Below are 19467 nucleotides of genomic sequence, written 5' to 3'. Positions count from 1 at the left end.
GGCGTGTCCCGCCGGGCGGCGGGGTCAGCCGGCGAGGACGGTCAGCGTGCTGGGACCCGCGGGCGTGGGACGGACCTCGATGCGGTCGGCGACGGCCTGCTTGAGCGCCTCGACGTGGGACACGATGCCGACGACGCGGCCGCCCTGCCGCAGCCGCCCGAGCTCTCCCAGGACCTGGTCGAGGACGTGCGGGTCGAGGGCACCGAAGCCCTCGTCGACGAAGAGCGTGCCCAGCTCGACGCCGCCGGCCTCGGCCGTCACGACGTCCGCCATGCCGAGCGCGAGGCACAGCGACACGTAGAACGTCTCGCCGCCGGACAGGGTCCGCGGGTCGCGCGCCCGCTCGGTGCGGTGGTCGACGACGCGCATCGCCAGGCCGACGGCCCGCGTGCGGACGTCCTCCTTCTCGTCGGACCGCACGAGCTCGTACCGGCCGTCGGACATGACCGCGAGCCGCTCGTTGGCGGCCGCGACGACGTCCTCGAACCGGCGGCCGAGCACGTACGTCGCCAGCGACAGCGCGTGGGCGTTGTCGCTGCCTGTGCCTGACGCGAGGTTGGCCATGCGGGTCACGGGAGCGGCCGCGGCGACCGCCGCGTCCAGCGCGTCGGCGGCGTGCCGCACACGGGCGGCGGCCTCCCCGGCGGACTCCGCGCGTGACGCGGCGACGCGGGCGCGGCCCTCGACGTCGTCGGCGGCGCGGCGCGCGGCGCTCTCCGCGGCCTGCGTCGCCGTGACGTCGGCGGCGACGTCCTCCGGCAGCGCGACGACCTCGGGGTCGCTCAGGCCCGCCGCGACGCGGGCGGCGTCGGCCGTGTGCGCCAGGACCCGGCGGTCGAGGTCGGTCAGGACGTGGGGCGGGCACCACCCGTCACGGGCCGCGTCGTCGTCGTCGAAGCCGTGCTCGGCGAGCGCCAGGTCCAGCTCGTGGCGTCGGCGGCCCGCGTCAGCGGCCGCCGCGCGCTCGACGTCGAGGCAGTCGAGCAGCGCGGCGGCCTGACGGGCACGGGCGTCCAGCGTGGCGTGCCGGGCCGCGACCGTCGGGTGCCCGGCGCGGGCCTCGACGACCTCGGCCTCGGTGCGGCCCAGCGCGTCGCGCTCCGCCTCCAGGGTCAGCTCGGCACCGTGCACCTGCGCCTGGACCTCGTCACGCAGCTGCTCGCGGCGTCGGGTCGCAGCGTCGTGGGCCGCGATCCGCGCGTCCAGGTCCGCGACCTGCGCGGTCGCGGCGGCAACGGCGGCGACCGCGTCCTGCGCGGTCCGCAGCGCGTCGACCGCGGTGGTGGCGTCGTGGTCGCCCGTGCGGGCGGCGAGGCCGTCGACCCGCTCCGCCAGCCGCGCGCGGCGGGCACCCACCGCGGCGACCGCTGCCTCGGCCGTGGCGCGCACCTGCTCCGCCTCCAGCACCCGCTCGGCCGTCACGTGGTCGGCGCCGACGGACGCGGGCGCCGGGTGCTCGCACGCACCGCACACGGGGCACGCGGCGCCGTCGACGAGCCCCGCGGCCAGCTCGCCGGCGAGACCCGCGACCCGCGCGGTGCGCAGCGCGGCCTCGGCCGTGACCGCCGCCTGCGCCGCACCCGCCGCCGCGGCGACCTCCGACTGCGCCTCGGCGAGCTCCGCGCGCGCCGCGGTCAGTGCCGCGACGTCCGCGACGAGGACCCGTGCCGCGGCGCACGCCGTCTCGGCGGCGTCACCCTGCCCCGCGCGCAGGCGCGCGTCGTCCCGCTGCTGCTCGAGGGCCGCACGCTCCGCGGGCCGCCCGGCCAGCCACACGGCGGCCGCGTCGAGCTCGGTGCGCAGGTCGTCGAGCGCCGCCGCGAGCTCACGCACCGCGCGCCGGCGCCCGTTCAGCCCGGCCTCGGCGTCCACGGTCCGGCGCAGCTCGGCCGCCGCGTCCGCCGCGGCCGTCCGCTGCGCCCGCAGGTGGGGGCGCCAGGCGTCGAGGACGCCCGCGAGGTCGTCACGCCCGCCCCCGTCCCCGCCGGGCGCGGCACCCCGCCCGGACACCCGCGCCTCGACCAGCTCCGCGAGGTCCGGCCCCGCCGGCAGCAGGTCCGCCGGGGAGGCGTCCGACGCCGCGACGAGCGCCTTGGCCGCGGCCTCGTGCGCCGCCCAGGCATCCTGCCACCCCGTGAGCAGCGGACGCACGGCCGCCGCGGCACGCCCCCGTGCGAGGCGTCGGACGTCGTCCTCGTGCTGCGCCGCCGCGGCCTCGAGCGCCGTCCGCTCGTTGCGCAGCGCGTCCCGACGCGCGGCGAGTGCGGCCGTCGCGCGCGCGTGCTCGAGGTCGGCCCGCGCGGCGTCCCACGTCGTGCGCGCGGCGGCGGCCTCGTGCGCGAGCGCGTCGGCCGCGGCGTCCAGCGCCGCGGTGGTCGCGAGGACCACCTGCGCGACGCGCTCCGCGACCGGCGCCCCCACGACCGCCTCGTCGAGCGCGACGCGGACCGCGGTCTGCTCGTCGGGCCCCAGCGCGCACGCACCGAGCAGGTGCGCGACCGCCTGCCCCAGCCGGGTGCGGGACGCCTCGACCGTCCGGGCGGCCTCGGCGCGCAGCGCGGCGAGGCGCTGCTGCATCTGCTCGTAGACCTCCGTGCCGAAGATCTTCTGCAGCAGGACGCGCCGCTCCTCGCCGCCCGCGCGCAGGAACCGCGCGAACTCGCCCTGCGGCAGCACGACGGTCTGGACGAACTGCAGACGGTCCAGCCCGACGGCCCGCTGCAGCTCGGCCCCGACCTCGTCCAGCCGAGTGCCGAGCAGCACGCCGACGCCGTCGAGGCCCTCGGGTGCCCCGGTCAGGTCGACATCGGCCGGCAGCCGCCACGCCTTCACGCTCGCCTGCGCGGTCGTCGTGCCGGTGCCGCGACGCTTGGCCCGCTGGTAGGCGGGCGTGCGGCGCACCCGGTACACCCCGGAGGGCACCTCGAAGACGAGGTCGACGACGCTCTCCACGTCGTCGGCCGCGTAGGCGGAGCGCAGCCGCTCGTCCGACGCGTCGGCTCCCGCGACCTTGCCGTACAGCGCGAAGACGATCGCGTCGATGAGCGTGGACTTGCCGGACCCCGTGGGGCCCTCGAGCAGGAACAGGCCCGACGCGCCGAGCGCGTCCAGGTCGACGGTGTGCCGGGCGGCGAACGGCCCGATGGCCTGGAGGGTGAGCGAGCGCAGGTGCATCAGGCGCTCCGCTCGGCGGCGGCGACGTGCTCGTGCGCGGCACGCAGCACCTGCGCCTCGGCGGCCGTGGGGCGCGCGCCCGTCACGTGCGCCACGAAGTCGGCCGCGACCACGACCGGGTCGGCGGCGGCGGTCACCAGGACGGGCCGCGTGCGCTCCTCGTCCGGACGCTCGGGCCGGTGCTGCACGACCAGCGCGTGCGCGAACCGCTGCCGGACGCGGCGGAAGAGGTCCGCGGGCCGCACGGCGTCGGTGACGGTCACGCGCACCCAGTCCTCGACGTGCGGCTCGCCGGCCGCACCCAGCAGGTCGTCGAGCGTGCCCGTCACGTCCGTCAGGCGCCGCGGGACGGGCGCCGGCAGCAGGGTCGTCGTCGGCGCGTCGCCCGACAGGTCCACCAGCACCGAGGACTTGGCGTGGTGCTGCTCGGAGAACGAGTAGGCCAGCGGCGAGCCCGAGTACCGCAGCACCGTCCCGGCGGGCCCGTTGACGACCTGCGGGCCGTGCAGGTGGCCGAGCGCGACGTAGTCCGCGCCCGCGAACACGTCGGCCGCCACGTGGTCGACGCCACCCACGCGGATGTCGCGCTCCGACTCGCTGGCCCGCCCCCCGACGACGAAGGCGTGCGCGGCGACCACGACGCGCGGCCGTGCGCCGCCCCGACGCGCCGCGACGTCCGCCCGCACCCGCGTCATCGCGGCGTCCGTCACCGCCTGGTGCGACCGGGCCAGCAGGCCGCGGGCACCGTCGGGGGCGACGGGCGCGAGCTCCGCCCGGCACACGTCGGGGTCCAGGTAGGGCAGCCCGTAGACCAGCGCACCCGCCACCTCGACCGGCTCGGCCAGCGACGCGACGCGCGTGCGCAGCCGCACCCGCTCGCGCATGAGCGCGGACCCGAACCCGAGGCGCGTGGCCGAGTCGTGGTTGCCCGACGTCACGACGACGGTCGTGTGCTCCGCGAGCCGCGCGAGCGTGTCCGACAGCAGCGTCACCGCCTCGACCGGCGGGATCGCCCGGTCGTACACGTCACCGGCGACGACGACCGCGTCGACCTGCTCGGAGCGCGCGACGTCGACCAGGTGGTCCAGGTAGGACGCCTGGTGGTCCAGCAGGTCGACCCCGTGCAGGGTCCGGCCCAGGTGCCAGTCCGACGTGTGCAGCAACCGCATGCCCGGAACGTAACCGAGCCCACCGACATCGCCACGGTCGACCCGCGGCCGGGCCTCAGTCGTCGGGGATGACACCGCCCATGCCGACCATGTCGAGCAGGTCCCGCAGGACGCTGTGCGGGTCGTGCAGCGTCAGGTCGATGCCCGCCTCGGAGGCCGCCAGGTGCAGCTGCAGCACGAACGCCACGCCCGAGGAGTCGATGAACGTCGCCTCGCTCGCGTCGACGAGCAGGGGCAGGCCGCTCATGAGAGCGATCCCCATCGACGCCGACGCGGACTGCCGCAGGGACGCGTCGATCTCGCCGACCAGGCAGACGACGGCCCGACCGTCACGGTGCTCGACGCGGATCTCGTGGTCCACGGGCTCCGGGGTGCGCTCGATCGCAGCGGTGAGCTCGGTCATGGGCGTTCGTGCTCCTCGTGCCTCGGGCCGGTACGTCGTCGTACCGGGGTGCGACGGGCGAGACGAAACTACCCACCGCTGCCGACATCGGCGCGGCGAGCGAGCTCGTGCGGTCGTACAACGCGCGCCCCCGTGCGCGTGTTCCCGGTCGCGTCAGCCGGCCTCGCTGACGTCCGCGACGGTCGCTCCCAGCGCGCGCACGAGGTCGTCGGTGGCCAGCTCGATCCCGACACCGTGCCCACCGCCGCCGATCGACACGCGGCGTCCGGCCGCCCGGGCGTCCACCACGACCGGCCACGTGCGCGTCGTCCCGAACGGCGTGATGGTGCCGCGCTCGAAGCCCGTGACGTCCTTGGCGACCGTCGCGTCCGGCATCGACAGGCGGCTCACGCCGAGCAGCGCGCGCAGCCGCGGCCACGAGATGGTCCGGTCGCCCGGCAGCAGGACGAGCAGGAAGTCGTCGTCGCCGCGCCGCACCACGATCGTCTTGACGAGGTCGGCGGGCTCGATGCCCCGTGCGGCGGCGGCCTCCGCGAGCGACCCGACGCGCCCGTGCCGCGTCCGCACGTAGGGGACGCCCGACGCCTCGAGCGCCTCCACCGTCCGGCGCTCGCCGTCGGTGCGCAGCTCGGCGTCGGGGGCGGCTGTGGGTGCGGGTCCGGGGTTCGCGTCGCTCACGCGTCCACGGTAGCCACCGGCGCGCCCGGCGTCCGCCGAGCGGCCCTGCGCGCGAGGCCCCGCGCGTCAGACGAGCGCGACGACCAGTGCGACGACCGACCCCAGGGAAGGCACCGCGACCCCGGCGAGCACCCACCACCGCCGGGCCGCGGGGCTCACGGCCGGTTCCTGGGAGGCGGCCTCGCGGCGTGCGGCGAAGGCGTTCAGCCAGTCCTGCTCGGGGGTCCAACGCTGCTCCGGCGCCGGCGCCGGGTCGGGGATCCAGGCCTCCTGCGGCACCCACCGCGCGGGCAGCGGGCGTGCGCCTCGCACGCCGGCGTCCCGGGGCGCGGACGCGTGGTCCTCCGGGTCGCCGTGGTCCCGGCCGGCACGCTCCGGACCCTCGTGCCGACCCAGCTCCTCGGCGCCGCGGCGGCGTGCCGCAGGCTGCCGCCCGGTCACGTCGGCCCACGGGTCCGAGCCGGACGACGGAGCGGGGCGGACGAGCGCGCGACGGACGTCGTTGGCCCACTGCAGGCCGTGCGCGTCACGCGGCTGGCGCGGACCGGCACCGGGGGGCGGCCACGGCTGCTCGAGCACGCGTTCTCCCGTCGTCGGCGTCGGTCGATCCGGACGAATCGCCCAGGCGCCCATCCTGCCCTGCCGCAACCGTCCGCGTGACGTCGTTCACCCCAAGGTGTGAGGACCTTCTCATCGAGCGGGTCCAGCCGCCTGGACCACGTCGCCCTGGTGGAGCGGACTCCCCCTGATCCCGGACCTCCTGGCCCGAACCGCCGACCGCTTCGCTGGCGCACCCCCGCTGGACGGCTGCGCCTGAGACCGGGTGCGCAGAAGTGGTCACACCTGCCCCTCTCGGACTCGGGAAGTGGGCACTTCGTCGACCACTTCTCGCGGACGCGCCGGTAGGAGCGCGGCTCCCCGGGGGGCGGGGGCGACATGATGGGCGCCTTCTAGTCGAGGGAGCGCGTGTGCTGACCAGCCTCGTCGTGGGGGTCCTGCTGATGAACGTGTTCGCCGCGGCGCTCGTCGTCGCACGGGCACCCGTCTACGGGACGCGGCTGTACCGGCCGATGCTGCTCAACCTCGTGCTGTCGGCGGCGCCGCTGGTGGTGCTGGGGCTGGCGGTGGTCGTGGTGCTGCCGCTCCTCGTCGTCGGGACGCCCCGGCCCCTGGTGTGGGCGGTCGGCGTGGTGCTCGGGCTCGTGTGGCTGCTGCTGCTGCCGAACTCCGGGTACCTCATCACCGAGCTCAACCTCAACCACCGCCGCGAGGGCGAGCGCGTCCCGGAGTGGTACGACGTGCTGCTCGTGCTGGTCCTCGCGATGTCCGGCGTCCTGACGACCGTGCTCAACGTGTTCCTCGTCGTCCTGGTCGCGCTCGTCGTCGGCAGCGAGGACTCCGCGGCACCGCTGGACAGCACCCCCGCGCGCGTCCTGGAGGGGGTGCTGCTGCTGCTCGTGGCGTTCGGCATCTACCTCGGGCGGCACGTGCGCCTGAACTCCTGGGACGTGAAGCACCCGCACCACCTGGTCCGCAAGGTCGTGGACCACCTGCGCTCGCCCGGCGCCGTGGGCAACGCGATCGGCTTCACGCTGCTGGGCGCGCTGTTCTTCGGCCTCATGTACCTCGTGATGGTCGGGCCCGTGGTGCGCGGGCTCGTGGACCTCGAGGCGCTCCGGGCGACCATCTCCTCCTGACGTGCAGGACGCACGCGGTCGCGTCCAATGTTGCGATGACGACGACCACGCGGCGGCCGACCGCGACGGCCGCAGCGGCCCTGGCCCTGGGTGTGATCGCCGGGTGCGGCGTGACGGTCCCCACCGACCCCGACGGCGCGCTCGACCGGGTCCGCGGCGGTGAGCTGCGCATCGGGGTCTCGCCCCACGAGCCGTGGACCGTGCCGGTCCCGGACGGCCCGTCGACGAGCTGCCGGAGGAGCTGCTGCCGGGGCTGCGGGGGTCGTGACCACTCCGTGCCCGGTCCGGCGCTCGGCCCGCACCCGCGCGGGCGCCGGATCCGCCTCACGGGTCAGGACACGCGCGCCGCGAGGCGCACCATCCGGTCGGCCGTGACGTCGAAGCCGAGCACGGGATCGTCCGACGCACCCTCGGGACCCAGCCAGACCGACTTCCCGAGCGCGTGCGACAGCGACCGGAGGAGCTCGCAGAACCGGTCGAGGCGCTCCTGACCCTGCAGGAGGCGCAGGTCGAGGTCGAAGTCGATCCTCCCGGGCCCGAGGAACCAGAAGACCACCCACGCGTCGGGTGCCACCTCGACGTGGAGCACGACCGTCGCGGCGTCGTCGGGCCGCAGGGGAAGCTCCGCGGCGGCCGGGAGCTCGATCTCGGTGCGGTCGTCGAGGCACCTCCACGGCCAGGGGCCCGTGCGGACGAGGTCGAACAGCGCCTGCCAGTCGGCGACCGTCGTCCCGTCGACCCAGCCGTCGGGCAGGGTCCCCATGGTGTCGGGGTCGAACAGGTCGCTGACGTCGTCCCACCGCATCGCGCTCACGGACGCCATGGTGACGTAGCCGCCGCCGCGACCGCACCGGGAAGCCCGCTCGGAGCCGGCGCCACGGTGAATGGACGTGAAGCCCGTCCCGCCGCCTGGGAGGATGGTGGGTCGTGAGCACGTCCGACCCCACCCCCACCGACGCCGCACCCGCCCAGGGTGCCGGTGGTGACGGTGCGCGCGGCGGTGACGGTGCGCGCGGCGGTGACGGTGCGCGCGGCGGGGGCCGGCGCCGCGGCGGACGGTCCGGGCGAGGCGGGGCGCGACGACGAGAGGACCAGCCGGGGGACCACCCGCGCGAGGACCAGCCACGTGACGCCACCCGTCGCCGTCACCGCCGCGACGACGCCCACCTGACCCGCGCCGCGCAGGCCCGCGCGCAGGTCACCCTCCCCCCGATCGTCTACCCCGAGCAGCTCCCCGTCTCCGCCCGCCGCGAGGAGATCGCCGCGGCGTTGCGCGACCACCAGGTGATCGTCGTCGCGGGCGAGACCGGGTCCGGCAAGACGACGCAGATCCCGAAGATCGCCCTCGAGCTGGGCCGTGGGCGCGCTGGCCAGATCGGCCACACGCAGCCCCGCCGGATCGCGGCGCGCACGGTCGCCGAGCGCATCGCGGACGAGCTGGGCGTGCCCCTCGGCGGCGTCGTCGGGTACCAGGTGCGGTTCACCGACGAGTCGTCCGACTCGACCCTGGTCAAGGTGATGACCGACGGCATCCTGCTGGCGCAGATCCAGCGCGACCCGATGCTGCGGATGTACGACACGCTCATCATCGACGAGGCGCACGAGCGCAGCCTCAACATCGACTTCATCCTCGGGTACCTCACGCGGCTGCTGCCGCAGCGGCCGGACCTCAAGCTCGTCATCACGTCGGCGACGATCGACTCGGACCGGTTCGCGCGGCACTTCGCCGGCCCGCCCACCGCGGAGCACCCCGACGGCGTCCCGGCCCCGGTCGTCGAGGTCAGCGGCCGCACCTACCCGGTCGAGATCCGCTACCAGCCGCTGTCCCCCGAGGACGGCCCGGACCGCGACATGGTCACCGGCATCACCGAGGCCGTCGACGAGCTCATGGGCGAGGGGCCGGGCGACATCCTCGTGTTCCTGTCCGGCGAACGGGAGATCCGTGACGCGGAGGACGCGCTGCGCGGGTCGCTCGGGCCGCGCGTGGACCCGAAGCACCCGAACGGCGTCGACATCGTGCCGCTGTACGCGCGGCTGTCGGCCGCCGAGCAGCGCCGCGTCTTCGAGGCGCACACCCGCCGCCGCGTCATCCTCGCGACCAACGTCGCCGAGACGTCGCTGACGGTGCCGGGCGTGCGGTACGTCGTCGACCCCGGCACCGCGCGGATCTCGCGGTTCTCCAAGGCGACGAAGGTGCAGCGCCTGCCGATCGAGCCGATCTCGCAGGCGTCGGCCAACCAGCGGTCGGGCCGGTCGGGGCGCGTGGCCCCGGGCATCGCGATCCGGCTGTACTCGCAGGAGGACTTCGAGTCCCGGCCGCTGTACACCGAGCCGGAGATCCTGCGGACGTCGCTCGCGTCGGTGATCCTGCAGATGATCGCGGTCGGCGTCGTGACGTCCCCGGACGAGGTCGTGGACTTCCCGTTCGTCGACCCGCCGGACGTGCGCTCGGTGCGCGACGGCGTCGCGCTGCTCACCGAGCTCCACGCGCTCGAGGAGGTGCACGGCCGCGCGCGCCTGACCGAGACCGGACGGGCGCTGGCGCAGCTGCCGATCGACCCGCGCCTCGCGCGCATGGTCGTCGAGGCGGGCCGTCGCGGTGTCGCGCGCGAGGTGCTCGTCATCGCCGCCGCGCTGTCCATCCAGGACCCGCGCGAGCGGCCGGCCGAGTCGCGCGAGGCGGCCGACGCGCTGCACCGGCGGTTCGCCGACCCGTCGTCGGACCTGCTGTCCTACCTCAACCTGTGGACGTACCTGCGCGAGCGGCAGCGCGAGCTGTCCGGGTCCGCGTTCCGGCGCATGTGCAAGGCCGAGCACCTGCACCACCTGCGCGTGCGCGAGTGGCAGGACGTCGTCACGCAGCTGCGCGAGATGGCCAAGGGCCTCGGCGTCGACGCCAAGGGCGCACCCACGCCCACGTCGTCCGACGCCCCCGCGGCCGACGGGCACGGGCGCGACGGCCGGCGCGACGGCGGGCGGCACGTCCCCACCGGCGCGCCGACGCAGGACGCGACCGCCGGCACCGCCCCGGACGCCGTCCAGACGCGCTGGACGTGGGACGGCGACGCGATCCACCGCGCGATCCTGCCCGGCCTGCTCTCGCAGATCGGCATGCAGATCGTCACCGACGTCGCCGCCGGCAACCCGCCCAAGGGCCGCGACGGCAAGCCCCGCAAGCCCGACGCGCGCGCCCGCAACGAGTACCTGGGGGCGCGCGGCGCGCGCTTCGCGATCTTCCCCGGGTCGGGCCTGGCCCGCCGCCCGCCGTCGTGGGTCATGGCCGCCGAGCTCGTCGAGACGTCCCGGCTGTGGGCGCGCGACGTCGCGCGCGTCGACCCCGACTGGGTCGAGGAGGCCGCCGCGCACCTCGTGAAGCGCACCTACTCCGAGCCCGCGTGGTCGACGCGGCAGGGCGCGGCGACGGTCAACGAGAAGGTGCTGCTCTTCGGCGTGCCCGTCGTGGCGCAGCGCCGGTCGCTGCTGGCCAAGGTCGACCCCGAGCAGGCGCGCGAGCTGTTCATCCGGCACGCGCTGGTGCAGGGCGAGTGGACGACGCACCACACGTTCTTTCACGAGAACCGCCGCCTGCTCGACGAGGCCGAGGCGCTCGAGGCCCGCGCGCGCCGCCGCGACCTCGTCGTCGACGACGACGCGCTGTTCGACTTCTACGACGCACGCATCCCGCCCGAGGTCGTGTCCGCACGCCACTTCGACACCTGGTGGAAGTCCGCGAAGCGTGCCGACCCGGACCTGCTGTCGTTCACGCGCGAGCTCCTGGTGGGCGACGACGCGGCCGAGATCGACGAGAGCGCGTTCCCGTCGCGCTGGCCGCAGGGCGAGCTGTCGTTCCCGCTGACCTACCAGTTCGAGCCCGGCACCGAGGCCGACGGCGTCACGGTCCACATCCCGATCTCCCAGCTGCCGCGCGTGCGGCCCGAGGGCTTCGACTGGATGGTCCCGGGCATGCGCGCCGAGCTGCTGACCGCGACGATCCGCGCCCTGCCCAAGCCCGTGCGGGTGCAGCTCGTGCCGGCACCGGACGTCGCCCGCGCCGTGGACGGGTGGCTCGCCGAGCACGCGGCGTCGTGGGCCGACACCGTGCGCGCCGCCGACGCGGCGCCGTCGTTCCGCGAGATGTTCGCGCGCGCCGTCCGGGCGCTGCGCGACGTCGAGATGCCCGCCGACGCCGTCGACGAGGACCGCCTGCCTGCGCACCTGCGCATGACGTTCCGCATCGTCGGGGACCGTGGCGGCGTCGTCGACGAGGGCAAGGACCTGCTCGCGCTGCAGCGCCGGCTCGCGGACCGCGCGCAGGACGCGGTCGCGTCCGCCGTGCGCACGGCCGTGCGCGCCGCCATGGAGGAGGCGGCCACCCAGGCCGGCCTCCCCACCCAGCCCGCTCCCACCCCACCAGCCCCCCTCGAGGCCACCTCCCCCCAGGGCACCTCCCCCCAGGGCGCGAGAGAGCAGTCCGGCTCCGCCGGCGCCCCCCGCAGGGGCACCCCCACCCCGGGCGCGAGAGAGCGATCGGACGCGACCCCCGACCTCGAGCGCACCGGACTGACGACCTGGCCGGACCTGCCCGGTCCGCTGCCCGACGTGATCGAGGCGGTGACCTCCGCGGGCGGCGTCGTGCGCGCCTACCCGACCCTCGTCGAGGAGGGCACGGGGCCCCGCGCGACCGTCGCCCTGCGTGTGCTCGCCGACGGTGCCGTGGCGCAGGCCGCCGCCCGGCGCGGCCTGCGGCGCCTGCTGCTGCTCGACGCGGGCCTCGCCACCCCGCGCGTGACGAGCCGGTGGAGCGGCAGGCAGGCGCTCGCCCTGGCTGCGTCGCCGTACCCCACCACGGACGCCCTCGTCACCGACGTGCAGCTCGCGGCCATCGACCGGCTCATGGCCCGCCACCTGCAGGGACGCACGCCGCGCGACGTCCGCGACGCCGACGCGTACGCCGCCCTGCGCGGCGCGGTGCGCGACGCCCTCGAGGACGACGTGCACCGCGTCGTCGGGGACCTCGTCGGTGTCCTGACGGCGTGGCGCGAGCTCGACGGCGACGTGCGCGGGACCAGCAGCCTCGCGCTGCTGGCCACGGCGCAGGACGTCCGCGAGCAGGCCGCGACGCTCGTGCACGACGGGTTCGTGGCGGACGTCGGCGCGGACCGGCTGCCGCAGCTGGTCCGCTACCTGCGCGCGGCGCAGCACCGGCTGGCCAAGGCGGCGGACAACCCGACCCGCGACGCGGACCTCGCGTGGCAGGTGCACGACGTCGAGCAGCTCTACACCGCGGCCCGCGAGCGCGCCGCGACCGCGTCGCCCGACCCGGCCCGCGACGCCGCGCTCGACGACGTCCGCTGGCTGCTGGAGGAGCTGCGCGTCAGCCTGTTCGCGCAGCAGCTGGGCACGCCGGTGCCGGTGTCGCCGACGCGGATCCGCAAGGCGCTGGCGGCGCTCGGCTGACGACGCCGGGTGACGGCACGGCGGGGACCCGCCGTGCGGCTGCCTAGGCTGCGGGCATGGCCACCGTCCTGCTCGTCCGCCACGGCCGCACCGACGCCAACGTCCAGGGCGTCCTGGCGGGGCGCGCCGCCGGGGTGCGCCTCGACGACGTCGGACGCGGGCAGGCCGAGCGCACCGCCGAGCGTCTGGCCGTGGTGCCGCTGGTCGGCGTGGTCACGAGCCCGCTGGAGCGGTGCCGCGAGACGTCGGAGCTGCTGCGTGCGCGGCAGGGCAGCGCACCGGGCCTGACGGTCGACGACGGACTGACCGAGTGCGACTACGGGGCCTGGCAGGGCCGGTCCCTGGCCGAGCTGGCGCGCGAGGCCCTGTGGTCGACGGTCCAGGCGTACCCCGCGGCCGTGACCTTCCCCGGGGGCGAGTCGCTGGCGGCCGTGCAGGCCCGGGCCGTGGCGGCGGTGCGGCGGCACGACGCCGTGTTCGAGGAGCGCCACGGCCCCGGGGCCGTCTGGGCCGCGGTGAGCCACGGCGACGTGATCAAGGCGGTCCTGGCCGACGCGCTCGGCATGCACCTGGACCTGTTCCAGCGGCTCGACGTCGGCCCCGCGTCGGTCTCGCTGGTCCGCTACGGGCCCCTGCGACCGCACGTGATCGCCCTGAACACCCAGGGTGGCGACCTCGCGTGGCTCGCTGGGGCGCGACCGGCGGACGACGCGCCGCTCGGCGGCGGCGCCGGGCACGACGCGACCGGTGGGACCGCATGACCCTTCGTACACTCGACGCATGACCGCTCTCGTCCACGAGTTCGACTGGCCGGACCGCGTCGTCGTGGGCACCGTGGGCCGCCCCGGCGAGCGCACGTTCTACCTGCAGGTCCGCATGGGCGCACGGTCCTCGAGCGTCGTGCTGGAGAAGCAGCAGTCCGCGATGCTCGCCGACCGCATCGAGGAGCTGCTCGACGACCTCGCGACCGACGGGTCCCACCCCGTCGCCGTCCCGCGGGAGACCCCGCCCGAGCTGGTCGACGACGACCCGATCGACCCGCCGGTGGACGCGTTGTTCCGCACCGGGACGATGCGCCTCGGCTGGGACCCGCGCACGCTCCAGGTGGTCGTCGAGGCGTTCCCGCTCGAGGAGACGCCGGACGAGCCGGGCGTGCTGCCCGACCCGGACGACGACGGGCCCCGCGAGGTGCTGCTGGTCCGGATGCCGGTGGGCACCGCCCGGGCCTTCGTCCAGCGGATCCGGGGCGTCGTGGACGCCGGGCGGCCGACGTGCAGCCGGTGCGGGGAGCCGATCGACCCTGACGGCCACGTCTGCGGATCGCCTGACGGGGCGTGACCCCGGGCGGCGACGACGGGGACGGCGACGAGCTGCGGATCGTCGGTCGTCTCACCGCCGCGTCCAACGCGACGTTCGTCGGCACGATCGGTGACGTCACCGTCGTCTACAAGCCGGTGGCGGGCGAGCAGCCGCTGTGGGACTTCCCGGACGGCACGCTGGCACGGCGTGAGGTCGCGGCCTACCTGGTCTCGCAGACGCTCGGCTGGGACGTCGTGCCGCGCACGTGGTTGCGGGACGGGCCGCTGGGCCCCGGCATGGTGCAGCTGTGGCAGGAGCCCGACCCGCAGCAGGACCCCGTCGACGTCGTGGCGACGTCGGCCGTCCCGGCGCAGGGCTGGTGCACGGTGCTCGAGGGCACCGACGCCCAGGGCCGCCCGGTGGCGGTGGTCCACGAGGACTCCGCCGCGCTGCGCCGCATGGCGGTGCTCGACGTGCTGGTGAACAACGCCGACCGCAAGGGCGGCCACGTGCTCCCCATGACGAACGGGCACCGGTACGGCGTGGACCACGGCGTCACGTTCCACACCGAGCCCAAGCTGCGGACGGTCCTCTGGGGCTGGGTGGGCGCCGAGCTCCACGCCGACGAGAGGGCCGGCGTGCAGCGCGTGCGGTCGGGGGTGGACGGTGGACTCGGTGAGCAGCTGTCCGCGCTGCTCAGCGGGCCGGAGGTCGAGGCGCTCGGGGAGCGGTGCGACCGGCTGCTGCGGACCGGCCGGTTCCCCGCGCCCGCCGGTGGGACGTCTCCTGTGCCGTGGCCGCTGTTCTGACCGGCTGGTCGCGCACCGAGCCCACCACAGCCCCCGACCGCGGGGGGGGTTCGTCCACAGGCCGCGGGCTGTGCGGCCGCAGGTGTCGGCGGGCCGCGCCAGACTCGGGCCATGACCACGACCCCCGCGCCGTTCCGGTGCTTCGGCGGCTCCGACCCGCTCTACGCGGCGTACCACGACGACGAGTGGGGTGTGCCCGTGCACGACGAGCACGCCCTGTACGAGCGGATCTCGCTGGAGGCGTTCCAGTCGGGGCTCGCGTGGATCACGATCCTGCGCAAGCGGCCCGCGTTCCGTGAGGCGTTCGCGGACTTCGACCCCCGGGTGGTGGCGTCCTACGGCGAGGACGACATCGCGCGGCTCCTGTCGGACGACCGCATCGTGCGGAACCGCGCCAAGGCGGAGGCGACGATCGCCAACGCCCGCGCGCTGCTGGCGCTCCACGCGTCGGGTCGCACGCTCGACGCGGTGCTGTGGTCGTCCGCACCGCCGCCTCGGCCCAGGCCGCTGACCTGGTCCGACGTCCCGGGCCGCACGCCGGAGTCGGCGGCGCTCGCGAAGGAGCTCAAGAGCCTCGGCTTCCGGTTCGTCGGTCCCACGACCGCGTACGCCGCCATGCAGGCGTGCGGCGTGGTCGACGACCACCTGGCCGACTGCGTCGTCGCTCGTCGGTGGGACGCGGCGAGCGCACCGGTCGCGGCTACTCCTGCGGAGTGATACCGCCGCCCAGGCCTCGGCAGACAGGCACCCGCGGGCTAGGGTGCCGTCATGACCGACCACGCGGAGCACGACGGACGGCACGACGCCGTGCGCGCGGCGCACGCGGCGTGGCTGTCTCCCGGCGACCCGGACCCCTTCGTCCTGGAGGCCGTCCAGGACGGGCTGCTGCGCGTCCCGGTCGCCGCGCCCACCTCGTCGTGGTTCGGCCTGCCGCACCAGCGCACGTCGCGGGAGTCCGCGACGCTCCTGCGCCGCCGCCGTCGCTGACCTCCCCGGGAGCAGCACGAGGAGGTCGCCGCGGCGTGCCGTCGACGCGGCCTCTCGTCGTCGGCGTGAACGCGGGCCACCCGCCTGCCCACTGATCGGACACTGCGTCTCACCTGTCGGGAGGACCTGTCCGCCATCCGGGCAGCGGGGCTACGATCCTCGGCGACCATCCAGAGCGGCTGAGAGACCTGGCTCGACGACGCCGCAGCAACCCCCCTCCTCGCGAGGGTGTGGGTGCTTCCGCCAGGAACGATGGAGTGACGATGAACGTGCGCCCCTGTGCCACCGACCCCTCGTGCGGGACCGCCCGCCCGACGACCAGCCCCGCGGCGCGATGAGCGTCGTGGCCGAGATCGAGACCGCGCCCGCCGCGCAGGACACGCCGGCCGAGCGGCCCGCCCGCGCCACGGGTCGACGCGCCGAGCAGGCCGGCGCGCTGGACCGCCCGACCGTCTCCTTCGAGCTGTTCCCCCCGCGCAACCCCGACGCGGCGCCCCGCCTGTGGGCGACGGTCCGCGAGCTCGAGACCGTGGAGCCGGACTTCGTGTCCGTCACCTACGGCGCCTCGGGACGCACCCGCCAGACCACGCGCGCGCTCGTCCGCCGGCTGCTGCGCGAGACCTCGCTCAACCCGATCGCGCACCTGACGTGCGTCGGGACGTCGCGGGACGAGGTCACGGCGATCGTCGAGGAGTTCCTCGACGAGGGCGTGCGCTCGTTCCTCGCCCTGCGCGGCGACCCGCCCGCGGGCGAGCCCGACTGGCGTCCGCACCCCGACGGCGTCGACACCGCGGCAGAGCTCGTCGAGCTGCTGCGCGACATCGAGAAGCGGCGGTGCGGCCGCAGCGCCGCACAGGCCGTCCGCGCCCGGGTCCGGCCCCTGTCCGTCGCGGTCGCGGCGTTCCCGCGCGGCAACCACGCCACCGGCGGCACCCGGGCGCAGGACGTCCAGGCGCTGCTGGCCAAGCAGGAGGCCGGTGCCGACTTCGCCATCTCGCAGGTCTTCTTCGACGCCGAGGCGTACCTGGGCCTGGTCGCCGAGGCGCGCGAGGCCGGGGTGACGATCCCCATCGTCCCCGGCATCATCCCGACCACCGACCCCGCGCGCCTCGCCCGGGTGCAGGAGCTCACCGGAGTCCCCGTCCCGGGCCGTCTGCTCGACCTGCTGAGCGCGACCGACGACCCCGCCGAGCGGCACCGTCGCGGTACCCGGGCGGGCGTCGACCTCGTCAACCGCGTCCTCGACGGCGGCGCGCCGGGCGTCCACGTCTACACGTTCAACAAGCACGAGGCCGCGCTCGACCTGCTCGAGGGCGCCGACCTCGTCGGCGGCCGCCGCAGCGCCGTCACCCCCCACGACCTCACCGCGTCCGACGGCAGCACCGCCGGCGCGACCACGACGACGACACCGCGAGGAAACCTGTCATGACCGACACCACCCCCAGCGCGCCGGCGATCCCGGCCTTCCCCGCCGGCTCCGTCCTCGGCTACCCCCGGATCGGCCCGCGCCGCGAGCTCAAGAAGGCCCTCGAGGCGTTCTGGGCCGGCCGCACGTCCGCGGACGAGGTCGAGGCCGTCGCCGCCGACCTGCGCCGACGCACGCGCACGCGCCTCGCCGAGCTCGGCCTGGCGACGGACGTCCCCGCCATCCCCAGCGCCTTCTCCTTCTACGACCAGGTCCTCGACGCCACGGCGCTCGTCGGCGCGGTCCCGGCACGCTTCGCCGACCTGCAGGACGCCGACGGCCGCCTCGACCTGGCCGGCTACTCGACGGTGGCCCGCGGCCGCGGCGACGACCTGCCGCTCGAGATGACCAAGTGGTTCGACACGAACTACCACTACCTCGTCCCGGAGATCGGCCCGGACACGGCGTTCCGCTACGCGTCCGACCGCCCGGTCGCCGAGTTCACCGAGGCGCTGGCCGAGGGCGTGCTCACGCGGCCCGTCGTCGTCGGGCCCGTGACGTACCTCGCGCTCGCCAAGCCGACCGAGGACGCCCCGGCCGGCTTCTCGCCGATCGACCGCCTCGACGACATCCTGCCGGTCTACGCGCGTCTGCTCACCGAGCTCGCCGCCGCGGGCGCCACGTGGGTGCAGATCGACGAGCCCGCGCTGGTCTCCGACTCGGTCGGCGTCTCCCCCGACGTGCTCGCCGAGGCGGCCACCCGCGCGTACCGGGTGCTGGCCACCGAGCTCGCGCGCCCGCAGCGCCCGGCGATCCTGCTCGCCGCACCGTACGGCGACCTCGGTCCGACACTGCCCGCGGTGGCGGCCACCGACGTCGAGGGCCTCGCGCTGGACCTCGTCCGCGGCGACGCGCCCACGGTCGCCGTCACCGGGCTGGCCGGCAAGACGCTCGTCGGCGGCGTGATCGACGGCCACAACATCTGGCGCGCCGACCTCGACAAGAAGCTCGCGATCCTCGAGCAGCTCGAGACCCTCGGTGCGGCCGCCGTGACCGTCGGCACCTCGACGTCCCTGTTCCACGTCCCGCACACGCTCGACGACGAGCCCGCGCTCGACCGCACGCTCGTGCAGTGGCTCGCGTTCGCCGACGAGAAGGTCCGCGAGGTCGCCACCCTCGCCGAGGGCCTGACCGAGGGCCGTGCGGCGATCCACGAGCAGCTCCTCGCCGCGTCGGACGCCGTCAACAGCCGCGCCACCGCCCCCGGGGTCGTGCGCCCCGAGGTGCGCGAGCGTGTCGCGGCGCTGACCGACGAGCAGTTCCGTCGCGGCCCGTTCGCCGGGCGCAAGACCGCGCAGGCCGCACGGCTCCAGCTGCCTGCGCTGCCGACGACGACCATCGGGTCGTTCCCCCAGACGCCGGAGATCCGCAAGGCGCGCGCCGCGTTCGGCAAGGGCGAGCTCACCGGCGCGCAGTACGAGGACGAGATGAAGGCGGAGATCCGCCGCGTCGTCGAGCTGCAGGAGCGGATCGGCCTGGACGTGCTGGTGCACGGCGAGCCCGAGCGCAACGACATGGTCCAGTACTTCGCCGAGAACCTCGACGGGTTCACCGTGACGCAGAACGGCTGGGTCCAGTCGTACGGCTCGCGCTGCACGCGGCCGTCGATCCTGTGGGGCGACGTGTCGCGTCCGGCGCCCATCACGGTCGCGTGGGCGCAGTACGCGCAGTCGCTGACCGACAAGCACATGAAGGGCATGCTCACGGGCCCGGTGACGATCCTGGCCTGGTCATTCGTCCGTGACGACCAGCCGCTCGGCGACACCGCCAACCAGGTGGCGCTCGCCCTGCGCGACGAGATCACCGACCTCGAGGCCGCCGGCATCGCGATCGTCCAGGTCGACGAGCCCGCGATCCGCGAGCTGCTGCCTCTGCGCGAGAAGGACCACGCGGCGTACCTCGACTGGTCGGTGCGCTCGTTCCGGCTCGCGACGGCCGGCGTGCGCGAGGACACCCAGATCCACACGCACCTGTGCTACTCGGAGTTCGGCGAGATCATGGAGGCGATCGACGGTCTCGACGCCGACGTGACGAGCATCGAGGCGGCGCGCTCGAAGATGGAGATCCTCGGCGACATCGCCGCCGCGGGCTACCCGCGGGCCGTCGGACCGGGCGTCTACGACATCCACTCCCCGCGCGTCCCGTCGGAGGCCGAGGTCACCGAGCTGCTGACCGAGGCGGTCCGGACGATCGACGTCGACCAGCTCTGGGTCAACCCCGACTGCGGCCTCAAGACCCGCCGCTACGAGGAGGTCACCCCTTCCCTCGAGCACCTGGTCACCGCGACCCGGACGGTCCGCGCGACGCTCTGACGCGACCCCGCACGACC

Annotated in this window: 15 protein-coding genes and 1 riboswitch; of the genes, 9 read left to right on the top strand and 6 right to left on the bottom strand. The window is 75.7% G+C overall.

Features of this window, described 5'->3' with window-relative positions; all coding sequences use genetic code 11:
* Window positions 1-24: 24 nt before the first annotated feature.
* The 5 genes from KKR89_RS00560 to KKR89_RS00540 all read right to left on the bottom strand — a co-directional run bounded on the left by KKR89_RS00560 (window position 25) and on the right by KKR89_RS00540 (window position 6003).
* Window positions 25-3174, bottom strand: a complete 3150-nt coding sequence (locus KKR89_RS00560) for an AAA family ATPase (protein ID WP_208196776.1) — start codon at window positions 3172-3174, stop codon at window positions 25-27.
* Window positions 3174-4343, bottom strand: a complete 1170-nt coding sequence (locus tag KKR89_RS00555; RefSeq protein ID WP_208196775.1) for an exonuclease SbcCD subunit D — start codon at window positions 4341-4343, stop codon at window positions 3174-3176. Before KKR89_RS00555 ends, KKR89_RS00560 begins: the two co-directional genes overlap by 1 nt.
* Window positions 4344-4398: 55 nt before the next feature.
* Window positions 4399-4746, bottom strand: coding sequence for an STAS domain-containing protein (locus KKR89_RS00550; protein WP_208196774.1), 348 nt, complete (start codon window positions 4744-4746; stop codon window positions 4399-4401).
* Window positions 4747-4899: 153 nt separating this feature from the next.
* Window positions 4900-5373 carry an aminoacyl-tRNA deacylase gene (locus KKR89_RS00545; RefSeq protein ID WP_208197269.1) on the bottom strand — a complete coding sequence of 158 codons (474 nt, stop codon included), beginning with the start codon at window positions 5371-5373 and terminating at the stop codon, window positions 4900-4902.
* A 117-nt stretch (window positions 5374-5490) separates the two neighbouring features.
* Window positions 5491-6003 (bottom strand): hypothetical protein, encoded by a 513-nt coding sequence (locus tag KKR89_RS00540; protein ID WP_208196773.1) that lies wholly within the window; start codon window positions 6001-6003, stop codon window positions 5491-5493.
* Between the two features lie 389 nt (window positions 6004-6392).
* On the opposite strand from KKR89_RS00540, the gene KKR89_RS00535 reads away from it, so the two are divergent.
* On the top strand, window positions 6393-7121 hold the full coding sequence (locus KKR89_RS00535; protein ID WP_208196772.1) for a DUF1361 domain-containing protein: 729 nt from the start codon (window positions 6393-6395) through the stop codon (window positions 7119-7121).
* A gap of 331 nt (window positions 7122-7452) precedes the next feature.
* On the opposite strand, the gene KKR89_RS00530 is transcribed toward KKR89_RS00535, so the two are convergent.
* Window positions 7453-7935 carry a hypothetical protein gene (locus KKR89_RS00530; protein WP_208196771.1) on the bottom strand — a complete coding sequence of 161 codons (483 nt, stop codon included), beginning with the start codon at window positions 7933-7935 and terminating at the stop codon, window positions 7453-7455.
* 113 nt (window positions 7936-8048) lie between these two features.
* Here KKR89_RS00530 and hrpA point away from each other — a divergent pair, with 113 nt between their 5' ends.
* The 8 genes from hrpA to metE all read left to right on the top strand — a co-directional run bounded on the left by hrpA (window position 8049) and on the right by metE (window position 19450).
* A complete protein-coding gene (gene hrpA, locus KKR89_RS00525; protein WP_208196770.1) occupies window positions 8049-12578 on the top strand; it encodes an ATP-dependent RNA helicase HrpA in 4530 nt (1509 codons plus the stop codon).
* 56 nt (window positions 12579-12634) lie between these two features.
* The gene (locus KKR89_RS00520; RefSeq protein ID WP_208196769.1) at window positions 12635-13339 is read left to right on the top strand and encodes an MSMEG_4193 family putative phosphomutase; all 705 of its coding nucleotides are present in this window, start codon (window positions 12635-12637) and stop codon (window positions 13337-13339) included.
* A gap of 19 nt (window positions 13340-13358) precedes the next feature.
* On the top strand, window positions 13359-13916 hold the full coding sequence (locus KKR89_RS00515; protein ID WP_208196768.1) for a DUF3090 domain-containing protein: 558 nt from the start codon (window positions 13359-13361) through the stop codon (window positions 13914-13916).
* The gene (locus KKR89_RS00510) at window positions 13913-14686 is read left to right on the top strand and encodes an SCO1664 family protein (protein ID WP_208196767.1); all 774 of its coding nucleotides are present in this window, start codon (window positions 13913-13915) and stop codon (window positions 14684-14686) included. The genes KKR89_RS00515 and KKR89_RS00510 overlap by 4 nt, the downstream gene beginning before the upstream one ends.
* A gap of 111 nt (window positions 14687-14797) precedes the next feature.
* Window positions 14798-15403, top strand: a complete 606-nt coding sequence (locus KKR89_RS00505; protein WP_208196766.1) for a DNA-3-methyladenine glycosylase I — start codon at window positions 14798-14800, stop codon at window positions 15401-15403.
* A gap of 51 nt (window positions 15404-15454) precedes the next feature.
* On the top strand, window positions 15455-15673 hold the full coding sequence (locus KKR89_RS00500) for a hypothetical protein (protein ID WP_208196765.1): 219 nt from the start codon (window positions 15455-15457) through the stop codon (window positions 15671-15673).
* Window positions 15674-15836: 163 nt separating this feature from the next.
* Window positions 15837-15943, top strand: a riboswitch (SAM riboswitch).
* 64 nt (window positions 15944-16007) lie between these two features.
* Window positions 16008-17102 carry a methylenetetrahydrofolate reductase gene (locus tag KKR89_RS00495; protein ID WP_208197268.1) on the top strand — a complete coding sequence of 365 codons (1095 nt, stop codon included), beginning with the start codon at window positions 16008-16010 and terminating at the stop codon, window positions 17100-17102.
* The gene (gene metE, locus KKR89_RS00490; protein WP_208196764.1) at window positions 17099-19450 is read left to right on the top strand and encodes a 5-methyltetrahydropteroyltriglutamate--homocysteine S-methyltransferase; all 2352 of its coding nucleotides are present in this window, start codon (window positions 17099-17101) and stop codon (window positions 19448-19450) included. Before KKR89_RS00495 ends, metE begins: the two co-directional genes overlap by 4 nt.
* Window positions 19451-19467: the final 17 nt, after the last annotated feature.

It is taken from the genome of Cellulomonas dongxiuzhuiae (genome assembly GCF_018623035.1).
GTDB lineage: Bacteria > Actinomycetota > Actinomycetes > Actinomycetales > Cellulomonadaceae > Cellulomonas > Cellulomonas dongxiuzhuiae.
This window is presented reverse-complemented; position numbering and strand designations above follow the sequence as displayed.

Excerpts from the sequence above, each read along its gene's own strand:
- KKR89_RS00555 (WP_208196775.1), bottom strand. The coding sequence starts at position 4,343 with ATGCGGTTGCTGCACACGTCGGACTGGCACCTGGGCCGGACCCTGCAC.
- KKR89_RS00495 (WP_208197268.1), top strand. The coding sequence starts at position 16,008 with ATGAGCGTCGTGGCCGAGATCGAGACCGCGCCCGCCGCGCAGGACACG.
- KKR89_RS00550 (WP_208196774.1), bottom strand. The coding sequence starts at position 4,746 with ATGACCGAGCTCACCGCTGCGATCGAGCGCACCCCGGAGCCCGTGGAC.
- KKR89_RS00515 (WP_208196768.1), top strand. The coding sequence starts at position 13,359 with ATGACCGCTCTCGTCCACGAGTTCGACTGGCCGGACCGCGTCGTCGTG.
- KKR89_RS00560 (WP_208196776.1), bottom strand. The coding sequence starts at position 3,174 with ATGCACCTGCGCTCGCTCACCCTCCAGGCCATCGGGCCGTTCGCCGCC.
- KKR89_RS00505 (WP_208196766.1), top strand. The coding sequence starts at position 14,798 with ATGACCACGACCCCCGCGCCGTTCCGGTGCTTCGGCGGCTCCGACCCG.
- KKR89_RS00520 (WP_208196769.1), top strand. The coding sequence starts at position 12,635 with ATGGCCACCGTCCTGCTCGTCCGCCACGGCCGCACCGACGCCAACGTC.
- metE (WP_208196764.1), top strand. The coding sequence starts at position 17,099 with ATGACCGACACCACCCCCAGCGCGCCGGCGATCCCGGCCTTCCCCGCC.
- KKR89_RS00500 (WP_208196765.1), top strand. The coding sequence starts at position 15,455 with ATGACCGACCACGCGGAGCACGACGGACGGCACGACGCCGTGCGCGCG.